Annotated in this window: 12 protein-coding genes; 3 read left to right on the top strand and 9 right to left on the bottom strand. The window is 68.5% G+C overall.

Going from position 1 to position 13,849, the window contains the following annotated elements; genetic code table 11:
* Positions 1–238: 238 nt before the first annotated feature.
* Together BN1701_RS00565 and BN1701_RS00560 are read right to left on the bottom strand one after the other, a co-directional pair.
* Positions 239–979 (bottom strand): SDR family NAD(P)-dependent oxidoreductase, encoded by a 741-nt coding sequence (locus tag BN1701_RS00565; RefSeq protein ID WP_054044434.1) that lies wholly within the window; start codon positions 977–979, stop codon positions 239–241.
* 492 nt (positions 980–1,471) lie between these two features.
* A complete protein-coding gene (locus tag BN1701_RS00560; RefSeq protein ID WP_157367699.1) occupies positions 1,472–3,343 on the bottom strand; it encodes a BTAD domain-containing putative transcriptional regulator in 1,872 nt (623 codons plus the stop codon).
* A gap of 354 nt (positions 3,344–3,697) precedes the next feature.
* Here BN1701_RS00560 and BN1701_RS00555 point away from each other — a divergent pair, with 354 nt between their 5' ends.
* Both BN1701_RS00555 and BN1701_RS00550 read left to right on the top strand, forming a co-directional pair.
* Positions 3,698–4,195 carry a MarR family winged helix-turn-helix transcriptional regulator gene (locus tag BN1701_RS00555; RefSeq protein ID WP_054044431.1) on the top strand — a complete coding sequence of 166 codons (498 nt, stop codon included), beginning with the start codon at positions 3,698–3,700 and terminating at the stop codon, positions 4,193–4,195.
* Between the two features lie 208 nt (positions 4,196–4,403).
* Complete coding sequence (locus BN1701_RS00550) at positions 4,404–4,931, top strand: CHRD domain-containing protein (protein WP_054044429.1); 528 nt, start codon at positions 4,404–4,406, stop codon at positions 4,929–4,931.
* 58 nt (positions 4,932–4,989) lie between these two features.
* On the opposite strand, the gene BN1701_RS00545 is transcribed toward BN1701_RS00550, so the two are convergent.
* The 6 genes from BN1701_RS00545 to BN1701_RS00520 all read right to left on the bottom strand — a co-directional run bounded on the left by BN1701_RS00545 (position 4,990) and on the right by BN1701_RS00520 (position 10,709).
* Complete coding sequence (locus tag BN1701_RS00545; RefSeq protein WP_054044427.1) at positions 4,990–5,445, bottom strand: DUF1772 domain-containing protein; 456 nt, start codon at positions 5,443–5,445, stop codon at positions 4,990–4,992.
* 3 nt (positions 5,446–5,448) lie between these two features.
* Positions 5,449–5,826 (bottom strand): SchA/CurD-like domain-containing protein, encoded by a 378-nt coding sequence (locus BN1701_RS00540; RefSeq protein ID WP_054044426.1) that lies wholly within the window; start codon positions 5,824–5,826, stop codon positions 5,449–5,451.
* A 27-nt stretch (positions 5,827–5,853) separates the two neighbouring features.
* Positions 5,854–6,249: a SchA/CurD-like domain-containing protein gene (locus tag BN1701_RS00535; protein WP_054044424.1), complete on the bottom strand. Its 396-nt coding sequence runs from the start codon at positions 6,247–6,249 to the stop codon at positions 5,854–5,856.
* A gap of 47 nt (positions 6,250–6,296) precedes the next feature.
* Positions 6,297–8,165: an asparagine synthase (glutamine-hydrolyzing) gene (gene asnB / locus BN1701_RS00530; protein ID WP_054044422.1), complete on the bottom strand. Its 1,869-nt coding sequence runs from the start codon at positions 8,163–8,165 to the stop codon at positions 6,297–6,299.
* 113 nt (positions 8,166–8,278) lie between these two features.
* The gene (locus BN1701_RS00525; protein ID WP_054044420.1) at positions 8,279–9,190 is read right to left on the bottom strand and encodes an NAD(P)-dependent oxidoreductase; all 912 of its coding nucleotides are present in this window, start codon (positions 9,188–9,190) and stop codon (positions 8,279–8,281) included.
* Between the two features lie 34 nt (positions 9,191–9,224).
* Positions 9,225–10,709 (bottom strand): peptide MFS transporter, encoded by a 1,485-nt coding sequence (locus BN1701_RS00520; RefSeq protein ID WP_054044418.1) that lies wholly within the window; start codon positions 10,707–10,709, stop codon positions 9,225–9,227.
* A gap of 40 nt (positions 10,710–10,749) precedes the next feature.
* On the opposite strand from BN1701_RS00520, the gene BN1701_RS00515 reads away from it, so the two are divergent.
* Positions 10,750–12,465 carry an FAD-dependent oxidoreductase gene (locus BN1701_RS00515; protein ID WP_157367698.1) on the top strand — a complete coding sequence of 572 codons (1,716 nt, stop codon included), beginning with the start codon at positions 10,750–10,752 and terminating at the stop codon, positions 12,463–12,465.
* A gap of 96 nt (positions 12,466–12,561) precedes the next feature.
* Here BN1701_RS00515 and BN1701_RS00510 read toward each other — a convergent pair whose 3' ends face one another.
* Positions 12,562–13,818 carry an aminotransferase class V-fold PLP-dependent enzyme gene (locus BN1701_RS00510; RefSeq protein WP_231949384.1) on the bottom strand — a complete coding sequence of 419 codons (1,257 nt, stop codon included), beginning with the start codon at positions 13,816–13,818 and terminating at the stop codon, positions 12,562–12,564.
* Positions 13,819–13,849: the final 31 nt, after the last annotated feature.

Below are 13,849 nucleotides of genomic sequence, written 5' to 3'. Positions count from 1 at the left end.
ACGCGAGACGTGGAAGCGAAGCGAGATGACAGTGTCAGCCGTAGATGGAGGTCTACTCGAAACGCTATCGAACTAAGCTGGACAGGTAAGACAAGAACTCGAATCCGTCAAGAAAAGAACAGTCGACCGACCAGTAGATACGCGGGACGCCCGAAAGGTTGACCACACCCGACCAAATAAGGGCAAAGATAGGGGGCACGCCCTACTAAAGTTGTGGGCGTGCCCCCTACTTAAGGAACTAGACGCCGCCGTCGACGTTGATTGTGGAACCGGTCACGTATTTGGACGTCGCACCGGCCAGGTACAGGACCGCGCCCGCGACATCCTCGGGCTGGCACATGCGGCCGAGCGCCGTCATGCCGACGATCATCTGCTGCACGTGCGGCGGCAGCCCGCCACCGGGCTCGGTCTCGGTGACGCCGGGCGAGACCAGGTTGACCCGGATCCCCTTGGGACCGAGCTCCTTGCAGAGCGCGCGCGTCAACCCGATGAGGGCGGCCTTGCTCGCGGTGTAGTGGACACCGAAGGCCCGCCCGCGCAGAGCAAGCGACGATCCGATGTTGACGATCGAGGCGCCCTCGACGAGCTGGTCGAGAACCTTGTTGGTGACGAGGTAGGCGGAGGTGACGTTGTGGTCCATCACGCGGTGCCACTCCTCCTCTGCCAGCTCACCGAAGGCCGAGCGTCCGTCGACGCCGACGTTGTTGACGAGGACGTCGAGCTTGCCACCGAAGTGGACGTTCACGGCCTCGGCAAGCTGCGCGGTAGAGGCAGCGTCGGTGACGTCGGCCTGGACGAGCAGGTGGCCGTCGCCGAGCTCCTTGAGCTCGCAGGCGAGCTGCTGGGAAGCGTCACTGGGCTGGTGGTAGACGGCGACGACCTTGGCACCCGCCTTGGCGAAGGCGTGCACGGTGGCTCGGCCGATGCCGCGGCTGCCTCCGGTGACAAGGACATGCTTTCCGTGCAGGCCGTGGTCCATCTGGTGCCCCTTCTAGTCCCAATCGTGATGGGACAAGGGTGCTGGGGCGGGGTCGCGGGGCGCTTGAGGTGAGATCGAGCCACTATCGGATGAATCTCGCGCGCCTCGACCAAGCTCCGAGTGACGACGCCCCTCGCTCTTGCTCTTGCCTAGCCGTGCTCCTGGGAGACCGCTAGGTCCCTGCCTTGGGGACCGAAGGTCCCTGCACTTCCCCCTGCACCCTCGTCCTGGCAATCCCTTATGTGGAATCAGGCTTGTCAAGGGTCAGCTTGCTGATCGCGCAGCGACGCCGCAGGCGCCCTTGACAAGCCTGATTCCACATAAGACGCTGATTGACGAGGGAGCGCCCCCTTCCCTTGCACAGCAACGAGTGCACTCGTCGTGGCACGAACGGGTCGCTCCCCTAGCCCGAACGTTTAACATCCGAGACCAACAAAGGGCCGCGCTCGACTTGTCGTCGAGTGCGGCCCTTCTGTTGGGGCGCAAGCTCTCTTAGGCCGACAGACCCGCCGCCTGGGGAACGGCAGGTTCCGCACGACGAGCGAGAGTGGGGGTGATGTCCAGAGTGGGGGCACGGTCGAGTGACCTCGCCACCTCAGTGAACGGCCGACGGAATCGGTAGTGGAAAGACGAGACCGTGTTATCCCCAGCGTCCTGCTCATCGACCTCCGCGAGCTGGAACTGAACCATCTCCTCCAGCAGCGTCTCCGCCCGCCACTCGTCAACGCCCAGGATCTCGGCGGCGTGGCGAGGGGAAACCGACCGCAGCACGGGTGCCACGGTGCGGAAGGCGGACTGGGTTTCGCCCTGCAGCAGTTGGTAGCTGCGGCGGACGCTGCTGAACATCGGGACGTCGTCCGACGTGGTCTGGCACGACTGGAGCTGACGCATGCGTGCCACCAGCCGTCCGATGGGCCAGTGCGGGCGCAGGTCGAGCTGCGCCGCGGCGGCCCGGATGGCCAGGGGCAAACCGTCGCACAGTTCGACCAGGTCGCGGACCGACGCCATGTCCCCGGCCACGCGGGCGCGGCCCAGGACGTCGGTCAGCAGCCGGACGCCCTCGGCCTCGTCGAACGGCGGGAGGTCGATGGTCCGGGCGATGGACGAGTCCGACATCCGGCGCCTGCTGGCCACCACGGTGGCGCAGCCGGGGCCGGAAGGCAGCAGCGGCCGGATCTGCTCCTCATCGACCGCGTCGTCCAGGACCACCAGGACCTTGCGGTCGGCGGTCCAGCTGCGGAACACGCGAGCACGCTCGGTGAGCGTGGCCGGGAGCTGGTCCGCCCGATGCCCGATGGCGCCGAGGAAGCCGCCGAGGACGGTGAACGGGTCGATCGGGGTGTTGTCCCGGCCGACCAGCTCGGCGTAGAACTGCCCGTCCGGGAACGCACCGCGGACCCGGTGGGCCAGGTGCGTGCAGAAGGTCGACTTGCCCGCGCCGGGAGCGCCGACGGTGACCAGCACACGCGCGGCCTGCAGGTCGGGGTCGGTGAGCACGGCCTGGGCGTCGTCGAGCTGCTTCTCGCGGCCGATGAACTTCGGCACGCCAGGGGGCAGCTGACTCGGCGAGACCGCGGCCGGGCGGGCCGTCTGCACGACCTCGCGGGCGACCTTGGTCGGCTCCGGGGACGGCTCGGCGGCCAAGACCGCCTGCTGCAGGCGCTGCAGCTCCCGCGAGGGCTCCAGGCCCAGCTGGTCGGCCAGGCTGGTGCGGGCGTTGCTGTAGACGCGCAGCGCGTCCGAGCGCCTGCCCGAGCGGTACAGGGCCAGCATGAGCTTGGCCTGCAGACCCTCGTGCGTGGGCTGCTCGGCGGCCATCCTGGTCAGCTCGGTGATGAGCTCGCGGTGCCTGCCCAGCTGCAGGTCGGCGTCGATACGCAGTTCGGCGATGGTGTTGCGCAGCTCCTCGTACCAGACCACGGCGGCCTGGAGGACCGGACCGGCGGTGATGTCGGCCAGCACCGGGCCGCGCCACAGCTGCAGTGCCTCCCGCAGCGTGCTGGCGCCACCTTCGAGGTCACCGGCGTCGAGCTCGCCGCGGCCGCGCTCGGCAAGGCGGTTGAACCGGTCGGCGTCGAGCGCGTCATCCCCCAAGGACAGCACGTAGCCGTTCGGCGAGGTCCGCAGCGCCGGGATCGGGTCCGAGGAGCCGTTGTCCCCGACGTCGCCCTGCAGCGGCCCCCCGCTGTGCAGCTGGTAGTGCTTGCGCAGCTGGTAGACGTAGGTCTGCAGGGTGGTCGCCGCGCTCAGTGGCGGGCGGTCCTCCCACAGCTCCTCGATCAGCTGGTCGGTGCGCACCACGGCGTTGGTGTGCACCGCGAGCAGGGCGAGCACTTGGCGCAGCTTGGGCGCCGTGGGTGTCACGACCTTGGTGTTCCTGATGACTCTGAACGGTCCTAGCAACTTGATCTTCACTGAAAAACCCCCCGTTTTCCAATATTTGCGTCGTGGGTGAACCAGACCGGCCTCGTCGAGGCTCGGGATAATCGACTCTTTGAACTCCGACACATGCGTGATCAACCCCAACCGGACCGGTGGACGCCCCGGCTGAGCGGAACGACCAACTTCACCCTGTGGTTCGAGTCGGACCAGGGTCCAGACCCGCTTCCCTCCACGACCAAAGATACTTCATCAAACCGGAAGACCCAAGTGCTTGAAACTTCTCACTCCATCGTAGTATCTCTTTTAGGGGTACTCGGCTAACAGAGAGAACGGGCCATGCTGGTGGAGCGGATCCTGCAGACGCTGCGCGACAACGCGGGGCGAAGCCTGCTGTTGCATCAGAAGATCGCGGACGGCTTCGGCCTGAACTCGACCGACCTCATGTGCCTTGACCTGGCCAGACACGAGACGGATCTGACCGCGGGCAGGCTCGCCGCCATCACCGGCATGAGCACGTCCGCGATCACCGCGGTGCTGGACAGGTTGAGCAAAGCGGGCCTGGTGGAGCGCAGGCGCGACGAACATGACCGCCGCAAGGTGTTCGTGGAGTCGACCGGTCGACACGAGGTCGAGGTCCAGCGGGCATACGCCCCGCTGGCCGACGCCTTCCGCGAGTTGTTGGAGTCCTACAGCGAACGTGACCTCGAGATGCTGCACGAGTTCACCAAGCGCAACGGTGAGCTGGTCAGCGAGCTGATCGCGATCATCGAGGCCGAGCGCGTCGCGGCGAAGTCGGCCGAGCGCAAACCGGAGGCGGCAGGCAAGACGCCGTAACTTCACCCGACTGGGTGAACCTGGCCCGCGCTCGACAGATCTCTTGTCGAGCGCGGGTTTGCTTGTTAACCACGCTCTCACCTGGCGTATCCCAGCCGTGTGACCTTGCTCTTAGGGGTTGCGGCACGCAACCTTCTCGAGGCTCGCTGAACCGGAGCCGAAGCGGCCGCGTACTACCGGAAGGCCTATTCCCCTGAGGAGGCTTTCCATGAGACCCACCCTCGTCCTCGCCATGGTCGCGGTGACCGCCGCGGCCATGACGGCAAGTTCCGCGACCGCCGACCAGCGTGACGCCAACGCGCTGCACGAGACGCTGTCGGGCTATCAGGAAGACCCCGCTGCCGTCTCCACGGCCGCCACCGGGCGGTTCCACGTCAAGATCGACGATTCCGCCCAGGAGATCCGCTACGAGCTGAGCTACTCCAGCCTGATCGGGACCATCACCCAGGCCCACATCCACTTCGGTGGAAAGGCGCAGAGCGGCGGCGTCAGCGTGTTCCTCTGCACCAACCTCGGCAACGGCCCCGCGGGCACCCAGCTGTGCCCGGCCGCGCCCGCCACCATCACCGGGACCATCCGCCCGGTCGACGTCATCGGTCCGAACGCGCAGGGTATCGCCCCAGGGCAGTTCGATGAACTGGTCGCCGCCGTCAACGCGGGCGCCACCTACGTCAACGTCCACACGTCGCAGTTCCCCGGCGGTGAGATCCGGGCCCAGCTCGGGCACTCCCACTGACGCCGAGACGGGCCTGGTCTCGAAGGAGACCAGGCCCGTCCAGGACAGAACCGAACACTCAGCCGACGACCGCGGCCCAGCCGACCACACCCAAGGCGAGGAACGCGCACACCGTGCGGGACGTGTGATAGACCCTCCACAGTGGACGAGGGTCCTCCCAGTCCGCAGGCATGTTGTCCGGGTCCACCTTGCGCATCTGCCGGTTGATCGGCACGTTCGCGAAGTGCGAGATCACCGACACGGCGATCAGCAGCCCCGCGCCGACGCCGTAGAGCACGCGCGCCTGGCCGTTGGGCCCCAGGAACGCGAGCACGATGGCGATGATCGTCGAGGTGAGCACGATGATCGGCATCGTCGGGTCCCAGTTGCGGCCCAACAGTTTCAGCGAATAGATGTACCGATCCGGTGGCATAGCGAAGAGCGCGGGCAGCGTGCTCAGCGCCACCGCGAACAGAGCGCCCGTGGTCGTGCCCGTGCCGAGGACGACCACGATCTCAAGAATGTCCTCGACCATGGCTCACCCCGCGGCTATGCGGGTCGACCCGAGCAGGGTGAGGCAGCGCATGGTGCTGTCGGTGAACGTCCGCACGAACCCCTCGGGGGTCGCGGTGTCGCGCGGCTTCGACAGGTACGGCACGATCTTGCGCTCGAACGCCTGGACGCCGGGCTGTGCCGCCATGAACTTCGCGACCTCGGTCAGGTCGCCCTCGTACTCGATGAACCGAACCATGGTGTCGTTCTTGATGAACACCGCCGTCCCGAGGATCCGGGCGACCTCCGCGCCGTCGTCGCCCGGCACCGTGGGCGAGGCCGGGCGCTGGAAGTTGGCGAAGATCTCGCCGATCTCGTCCTCGAACCCGGGCAGGATGTCGTAACTGATCGCTGCGATGGGCATGCGACCTCCTCAAATATCGCGGAAAACTCAGACGCCCGTCGGCTGCTTGGCACCCTGCAGCGTGTCGACCGACAGCTGCGAGATGCAGCGCATGGTCGCGTTGCGGAAGTACTCGCCGAAGCCTTCCGACGTGGTGGTGTCGCGCTGCTCGGCCAGGTAGGGGGCGAGCTTGCTCTCCAGCGTGTGCACGCCGCTCTCGGCCGCCATCTTGCGCGCGATGTCGGCGAAGTCGCCGGAGTAGTGGATGACCCGGACGACGACGTCGTGGTCGATGAAGACCGCGGTGCCGAGCAGCTTGCCCGACTCCTGGCCCTCGACGTCGTGCAGCTCGGGGCGCTTCACGCGCTTGAAGTTCGCGAAGATCTCCGCGATCTCCTCGTCGTGGCCGGGCTTGACCCGGTAGCTGATCGCCGCGTACGGCATGGGGGGCTCCTTTGTCTGTATTTAATTTCCCGGGCTCACGCTGTGACTCAGACTTCGACGCGGACGTTGTACTGGCGCAGCCAGGCGTCGAGGCCGAGGATCATCTCGACGTTGGCGCGGGCCACCCACGCGCGCATGCCGCTGTCGAGCACCGAGTGGTCGGCCCGCAGCTCGGCCACGGCCTGCTGGTTGATCAGCGCGGCGGCGGGCGAGGTCGGGTCGTTGGCGATCGCACCGAGGCCGTCGACGAGCCACTTGCCGTAGGCCGGGTCCTGGGTGACCGGGTACGGGCTCTTGGGCCGGGTGCGGATCGACTCGGGCAGCAGGTCGGCGACCGCCGCGCGCAGCAGGCTCTTCTCCTGGCCGTCGAACGACTTGATCGCCCACGGGGTGTTGTAGACGTACTGGACCAGCTTGTGGTCGCAGAACGGCATCCGGGCCTCCAGGCCCGCGGCCATGCCGATCGACTCGTCGTGCGCCAGCAGGGTCTCCAGCCAGCGGGTCAGGTGCAGGTAGCCGATGCGGCGCATCTGCCGGTCGACGTCGCTCTCGCCGTCGAGGTGCTCGACCTGCGCGACGGAGGACTCGAACGCCGCGGTGCAGTAGTCGTTGAGCTCCAGTTTGGCGAGCAGGTCGGGGTGCAGCAGGTCGCCGCCCATGCCGTGCTTGCCGCCGCCGTAGTGGGCCATCGCGATCCACGGCATGGTGTTCGCCGCGGCGAGCTGCGGGTTGTGCACCCACGCGAACCCGCCGAACACCGCGTCGGCGATCTCGCCGAGCAGCGCCGCGTTCACGTGGTTGCTGACCTCGCGGTTGAGCAGATACAGCGAGGTGTTCATGTTGCCCAGCGGGCTGGGCACATCCTTGGCCGCCAGGGTGATCCGGCGGGCCTCGGGGTCGAGGATGTCGGCGGTGTCGAGCACGACGTCGGTGTGCTCGGCGCCGACGTGGGCGACCATGTCCTTGACGTAGGGCGCGTCCGGGGTGGCCCACACCTCGTCGGGGGTGAAGTTCTTCGCGTGCTCGGCGAAGGTGACGGTGAAGGTCCGCAGCGGTCCGCCGCCGTTGCGCTTGAGCGCGTCGGCCGCGAGCGCGGTCACCGCGGACGAGTCGACACCGCCCGACAGCATGATGCCCACGCCGTCGGCGTCGCCCATCTGCGCGGCCACGCTGTCCGACAGCAGCTCACGCACGTTGCGGATCGTGGCGGCCTGGTCGTCGGTGTGTTCCTCGGTGGTCAGGCGCCAGTACTGCTCGCGGCGCAGGCCCGCCCGGTTGAAGCGCAGGATCTCGGCCGCTTCGAGCTGCTTGACCCCGACGAAGATGCCGTGACCCGCGGTGCCCGCGTAGGAGAACAGCTCCCTCATGCCGTCGATGTCGACGGCCGCCTCGGTCTCGGGGTGGGCGAAGAGCGCCTTGCGCTCCGAGCCGAAGATCACCCCGGCGTCGGTCACCCAGTAGTACAGCGGCTGGTTGCCGAACCGGTCGCGGATCAGCGTCAGCTCGTCGCTTCGGCCGTCCCAGATCACGATCGCGAAGGCACCGGTGAGCCGAACAACCGCCTGTGCGCCGCCCTCAAGGTAGGCGTTGGCGATCAGCTCGGCGGGCGAGGCGTCCGGCGCGCAGCCCCGGCCCTTGGTCCGCAGCCACGCGCCGAGCTCACCGAGACCCGTCGGGGTCCCGGTAACGCAAACCGCGATCTGACCGTCCGCAGTGGACTGGACGTGCGGCTGCTGGCCGGTCGGCTTGGAACCGATGGCCAGCGAACGGTAGCCAAGGCCGACGTTCGCGCGGGCCCACACCTGCTGCCCGTCCGGGCCGCGACTGGCCAAGGTCTCTGTCATGGCGGAAATTACCGCCGATTCCCGCTCCAGGTCCCTGGAGGAGAAATCCACCCAACCGACCAACCCAGACATCGATCACACCTCTCGCTGACGGTTCAACGGCTCGTCCCCGCTGGGTCGGCCTTTGTCGCTCACCAATCTGGTGGGCGACGGTTGAATCTGACTCAGTGACAACTCGAAATCTGTTAACTCGCGGAAACCTGGGACTTGGTCTCGTCGCCCGCGTCGGCGAACTGCTGGTCCAAGATCGCCGCAGCGTCGAGTTCTCCCTTACCGGCGGCGACCATCCGCTCGTAGCGGCGCGCGGCGGTGGCGATCACCGGGAGCTGAACACCCTGGATCGCGGCGTCGGCCACGGTCAGTCGCAGGTCCTTTTCCATGAGCACGGAACGGAAACCGGCGGGGACGTACTTCTCCTCGCGCATCAGGTTCGCGCGGTGCGACATCACCGGGGAGCTGAACGCGCTCTCGGCGATGGTGCGCAGCAACAGGTCCCGGTCCAGGCCTGCCTCGACGCCGTAGTTGACGACCTCGGCGAGCGCGACGACCTGGCTGCCCAACAGCGCGTTGAGGGCGAGCTTGAGCGTGGCGGCCACGCCGATCGCGCCCAGCTCGACGAGCTGGCGGCCGATGACGGTGAGCAGCTCACGCACCTCGTCGATGTCCTCGGTGGCGCCACCGGCCAGCACCCTGGCCGCACCCGCGCGGGCCTGCATCGGGTTGCCGACAAGGTTCGCCTCGACCCGGCGGAAGCCCAGCTCGTTGAGCCTGCCGGTGACCTGGCGGGAGTACTCGGGGGACACAGTGGACATGTCCACGACCATGGCGCCCTTGCGCAACGCGGAGACCACGCCGTTCTCGCCGAACAGGACCGACTCGACCGACGGCTCGTCGGCCAGGCTCAGCATCGCCACGTCGACCCCGGTGACCGCCTCGGCCGGAGTGATCGCGACGCCGCCGGAACCCTCGGCGATCGTCTGGGCCTTCTCGATGGACCGGTTCCACAGCACCGGCTTCCAGCCGAGGTCGGTGAGCCTGCCCGCGATGCCGCCGCCCATGCCGCCCAGGCCGAGGCAGGCCACCTTCTTGTCAGTCATTTCGGTCCCTTTCATAGGTTTTCACTTCGGTGGCTCATGCGACGAGCCTGCGGCGCAGCCTGCCGGTGCCCGCGGCGATCAACAGGCCCGCGACGACCGCGAGGAGCCCGAAGACCAGGAAGTAGGTGGACAGCGGGAGGTTCTCCGCCAGCGCCGCCAGTCGGCCGCCCAGGCCCGCGCCGAGCGCGGCGAACAGCCAGAACAGGCCGAGGTACTGGTGGGTGAAGCCCTCGGGGGCGATCTGCACGGCGAAGCTGATCGCGATCGGCGCCAGCGCCAGCTCACCGCAGACCTGCAGGAAGAACACCGTCAGCAGCCACGCGGGCGAGACCAGCCCGGCCTCGACGGCCACCGCGGCGGCCAGCGACATCAGCAGGAAGCTCACGCCGATGAACAGCAGCGCGCCCGCGAACTTGACCGGCACGTCCAGCTTGCCGCGCATCTTCAGCCACAGCATCGCGAAGAACGGAGCCAAGATCAGAATGAACAACGGGTGCGCCGACTGGAACCAGCTCGCGGGCACCTCCCAGCCGAGGATCACGCGGTCGGTGTGCTCGCGGGCGAACTCGCTGAGCACGGAGCCGCCCTGGGCGTAGAGCAGCCAGAACACCGACGTGCCGCCGAGCAGCCACATGTAGGCGACGAGCCTGCTGCGGTCGCCCTCGGTCAGGCCGGGGTTGCGGCGCAGGGCGCGGTAGAACACGATCGGCAGCACGATGATCAACAGCCCGCACAGGGCAAGGACGTGCTGGAACTTGAACGCGCCGGTGACGATGTCGACGGTCAGCAGGACGACGACAACGGCGGCGGCGTAGCCGACGCGGCGCTTGACCACCGACAGCCGGTCGCGCTCGATGGGCCGCTCGGGCAGCACGCCGACCTCGCCGAAGCGCTTGTTGCCCGCGACGTACTGGATCAAGCCGAAGGTCATGCCGACCGCGGCGGCGCCGAACCCGAGGTGCCAGTTGACCTTCTCCCCCAGCACGCCGGTGATGATCGGGGCGAGGAAGGCGCTGATCTGGATGCTCATGTAGAAGATCGAGATGGTCGCCTCGCGGCGCTCGGTGTCGTTCGGGTACGGGCTGCTGACCAGCGACGAGATGGCGGGCTTGGCCAGTCCGGTGCCCGCGATGACGAACAACAGGCCCAAGTAGAGCGACGGCCGCGCGGGCACGGACATGCAGTAGTGGCCCGCCGCGATCAGGCTGCCGCCGATGAGCACGGCCTTGCGCGCGCCGAGCACTCTGTCGGCCAACCAGCCGCCGGGAAGCGCGCTCATGAACATCAGCGACATATAGGTGCCGAACACCGCCGCCGCGTTCGTTGTCGACAGGCCGAATCCGCCTTCGGACTCGGGCGCGGAAAGGTAGAGATAGAGGATGGCGGTCATCCCGTAGAAGCTGAATCGCTCCCACATGTCGACCATGAACAACGTGCTGAACCACCGCGGCTGGTCCCGGAAGATCCGGCCCCGCTCGCCGTCCACAGCGCTGTCGACACTGGTGATCGCGCTAGCCATGCCTGACACCCTTCGGCTTGATCTGGTCCGGCGGTGAGGAATGTCCCCCGCCGCCGGGCAATTCGGCTCGAAAACCGCTCAAACGGACTTCGAGCAGGCCGCTTCGAGGTCTGTTCGAGCGGCCTTGGAGTTCTCGGCATCACCCTTGCAGGGAAGTCCGACGAGCGGGGTTCATTCGGCCGGGAGGGCAGTGATGCAGGAACAGAAGACCTCGGTGCTGGTGGTCGGCGGAGGTGTGGTCGGGCTTTCCAGCGCCCTCTTCCTCGCCAACGCCGGCGTGGCGGTCACGCTGGTCGAGCGCCACCCCGGCACGTCCATCCACCCGCGCGCGTGGGGCTGGTACGAGCGCACCCTGGAGATCTTCCGCGCCGCGGGCGTGGAGAAGCAGGTGCTGGAGGCGGCCAAAGGTTTCGCCGACCACCGGATCAACGGCAAGGTGGTGTCGCTGCTGGGCACCGAGATCGGGCGGCAGATCCTGCCCGACGCCGACGACCTGCGCGCGATCACCCCGTGCAAGCACGTCTCGCTCGGCCAGGACCGAATGGAGCCGATCGTGCGCGCCGCGGCGGCGTCGGCGGGCGCGGAACTGCTGTTCAACACTGGCCTCATCGACTTGACCCAGTCCGCCGACGGTGTCGACGCGATCGTGGTCGACCGGGTCGAGGGCGTCGAGCGCCGGATCAAGGCCGACTACGTCATCGCCGCCGACGGCGCCCGTTCCCCGCTGCGCGAGAAGCTCGGCGTCGGCGCCCAGGGCCGCGGCGCGTTCCGCCACCAGGTCAGCATCCTGTTCCGGGCCGATCTCACGGGCCCGCTGAACGGCCGCCGGTTCTCCATCTGCCAGATCGAGAACCCCGAGTTCACCGCGGTCCTCGGCCACGACGACACCCTCACCGAGGGCACGCTGATCGTCACCTACAAGCCCGAGGACGGCGAGTCGGTCGGGGACTTCACCACCGAGCGCAGCGTCGAGCTGGTCCGCGCCGCCATCGGCGACGACGCCTACCCGGTCGAGATCCGCGATGTCCTGCCGTGGGAGATGGCGGGCATCGTCGCGGAGCGCCTGCGCGTGGACCGGGTGTTCTTCGCGGGCGACTCGGCCCACATCGTTCCCCCGATCGGCGGCTACGGCGCCAACCTGGGCATCCACGACGCGCACAACCTCGCCTGGAAGCTCGCGGCGGTGCTCGCGGGCCACGCTGGCGTGGAACTGCTGGACACCTACGAGGCCGAACGCGCCCCGGTCGCCCGCCTGACCGTCGCCCAGGGCGGCCTGCGGCTGGCCATGCGCGCCGGTTTCGCCACCGACGAGCAGAAGTCCCAGGTCATCGACCCTCTGGCGATGACCCTGGGCTACCGCTACACCCCCGGCCAGCCGATCCACCCGTCGGAACTGACCGGCGAGCCCGGCACCCGCGCCCCGCACCTGTGGCTCGACGGCGACCTTGAGTCCACTGTGGACGTCTTTGGTGCCGACTTCGTCCTGCTGGCCGGGTCCGACGGCCAGGCGTGGGTCGAGGCGGCGCAGAAGCTGGCCGCCCGCAACGAGGTCCCGGTGACGGCGTTCCGCGTCGGCACCGACCTGATCGACCGCGACGGTGTGTTCCCCACGGCCTACGGCGTGGCGGCGGACGGCGCGGCGCTGGTCCGGCCGGACGGGTTCGTGGCCTGGCGGTCGAGCGGCTCGGTCGACCAGGCGGAGGCGGAACTGGCGACCGCGCTCAGCAGTGCGCTGGCGCGCACGGATATCGCTTAACAGACTCGGCTCCCGCTCCCCCCGGCGGGCGCCGTGACACAGTGTGTCGGTCCTGACCCGGACCTCCCCCCATACCGGGTCAGGACCGACACACGCCTAGCTCAGTAGTTCGCGAATCCCGGTCAGCAGCCGGTCCACGTGCTCCAGCTGCGAGCCCAGCCCGAACGACGCCCGGACCGCCGTCGGCGCCGAGCAGGACGCGCCCTTCAGTAGGCCCCGGGTCAGCGGGTGCGAGCAGAACAGGCCGTCCCGGACGCCTATCCCGTAGTGCTTCGCCAGGAACGCCGACACGTCGGATGAGTCGTGCCCATCGATGGCGAACGTCACGATGCCTACCCGGTCCTGCGCCGCTCCGAAGATCGACAGCTGGCGCACCGCCGGGATGGACGAGAAACCGTTGCGGAGGCGGTCGACCAGTTCGTGTTCGTGCGCGGCCATCATCGTCCAGTCGGCCTCGTCGAGTTCCTCGCACACCGCCGCCAGAGCCACCGCGCCCATCACGTTCGGGCTGCCCGCCTCGTGGCGGGCCGGGGCCGGGTGCCAGGCGACATCGTCGATGGCGTCGCCGACGAGTCGGCTCGCGCCGCCGCCCGCCAGGTACGGCGTCGCGGCGTCCATCCAGTCGGCGCGGCCCGCGAGGATGCCGGAGCCGAAGGGCGCGTAGAGCTTGTGACCGGACAGGGCCAGGTAGTCGACGTCGAGTTCGGCCATGTCGACGCGGCGGTGCGGGGCCAGCTGAGCGGCGTCCAGGGCGATGCGGGCGCCGTGGGCGTGGGCGACGCGGGCGAGTTCGGCGATCGGCCAGATCTCCCCGGTGACGTTCGACGCGCCGGTCACCGCGACCAGCGCCGGTTCCCGCAGTCCCGCAAGCGCTTGCTCCAGCGACGCCACCGCGTCGGCCGGGGTCGCGGGCACGGGCAGGCGGATCGGGTCGCGCCACGGGAGCAGGTTCGCGTGGTGCTCGCCCGCGAACGTCACCACCCGGGTACCCGCCGGGACCAAATGGGCCATCAGGTTGAGCGAGTCGGTCGTGTTGCGGGTGAACACGACCAGGTCCTCCGGCCGCGCGCCGACGAACCAGCCGACTGTCTGCCGGGCCGCCTCGAACGCGCGCGTACATCGCTGCGAGAGCGCGCCCGCGCCCCGGTGCACGCTGGCGTAGTACGGCAGCAGCTCGTTGACCGCCTCGTGGGCCACGACAGCGCACGGCGCCGACGCGGCGTAGTCCAGGTTGGCGTAGGTGAGCGGGCCACGCGGGGTGTCGACGACGACGTCGCCGCCGAGCACCCGAGGCCCGGGGGCGCTGGGTTGGTCAACGGGAACCCGCCTGGTGAGCATGGCCTCAGTCGACATCGGTGTCCTTTCGACGGTCGGGCGGCCCGGG

The sequence above is a fragment of the Alloactinosynnema sp. L-07 genome (assembly GCF_900070365.1).
GTDB lineage: Bacteria > Actinomycetota > Actinomycetes > Mycobacteriales > Pseudonocardiaceae > Actinokineospora.
Note: the sequence above shows the minus strand (reverse complement) of the source record. Positions and strands in the feature narration are given on the sequence as shown.

Bases quoted from the DNA above. Each gene is read 5' to 3' on its own strand.
- BN1701_RS00565 (WP_054044434.1), bottom strand. From the start codon at position 979: ATGGACCACGGCCTGCACGGAAAGCATGTCCTTGTCACCGGAGGCAGC.
- BN1701_RS00555 (WP_054044431.1), top strand. From the start codon at position 3,698: ATGCTGGTGGAGCGGATCCTGCAGACGCTGCGCGACAACGCGGGGCGA.
- BN1701_RS00550 (WP_054044429.1), top strand. From the start codon at position 4,404: ATGAGACCCACCCTCGTCCTCGCCATGGTCGCGGTGACCGCCGCGGCC.
- BN1701_RS00545 (WP_054044427.1), bottom strand. From the start codon at position 5,445: ATGGTCGAGGACATTCTTGAGATCGTGGTCGTCCTCGGCACGGGCACG.
- BN1701_RS00540 (WP_054044426.1), bottom strand. From the start codon at position 5,826: ATGCCCATCGCAGCGATCAGTTACGACATCCTGCCCGGGTTCGAGGAC.
- BN1701_RS00535 (WP_054044424.1), bottom strand. From the start codon at position 6,249: ATGCCGTACGCGGCGATCAGCTACCGGGTCAAGCCCGGCCACGACGAG.
- asnB (WP_054044422.1), bottom strand. From the start codon at position 8,165: ATGTCTGGGTTGGTCGGTTGGGTGGATTTCTCCTCCAGGGACCTGGAG.
- BN1701_RS00525 (WP_054044420.1), bottom strand. From the start codon at position 9,190: ATGACTGACAAGAAGGTGGCCTGCCTCGGCCTGGGCGGCATGGGCGGC.
- BN1701_RS00520 (WP_054044418.1), bottom strand. From the start codon at position 10,709: ATGGCTAGCGCGATCACCAGTGTCGACAGCGCTGTGGACGGCGAGCGG.
- BN1701_RS00515 (WP_157367698.1), top strand. From the start codon at position 10,750: ATGTCCCCCGCCGCCGGGCAATTCGGCTCGAAAACCGCTCAAACGGAC.
- BN1701_RS00510 (WP_231949384.1), bottom strand. From the start codon at position 13,818: ATGTCGACTGAGGCCATGCTCACCAGGCGGGTTCCCGTTGACCAACCC.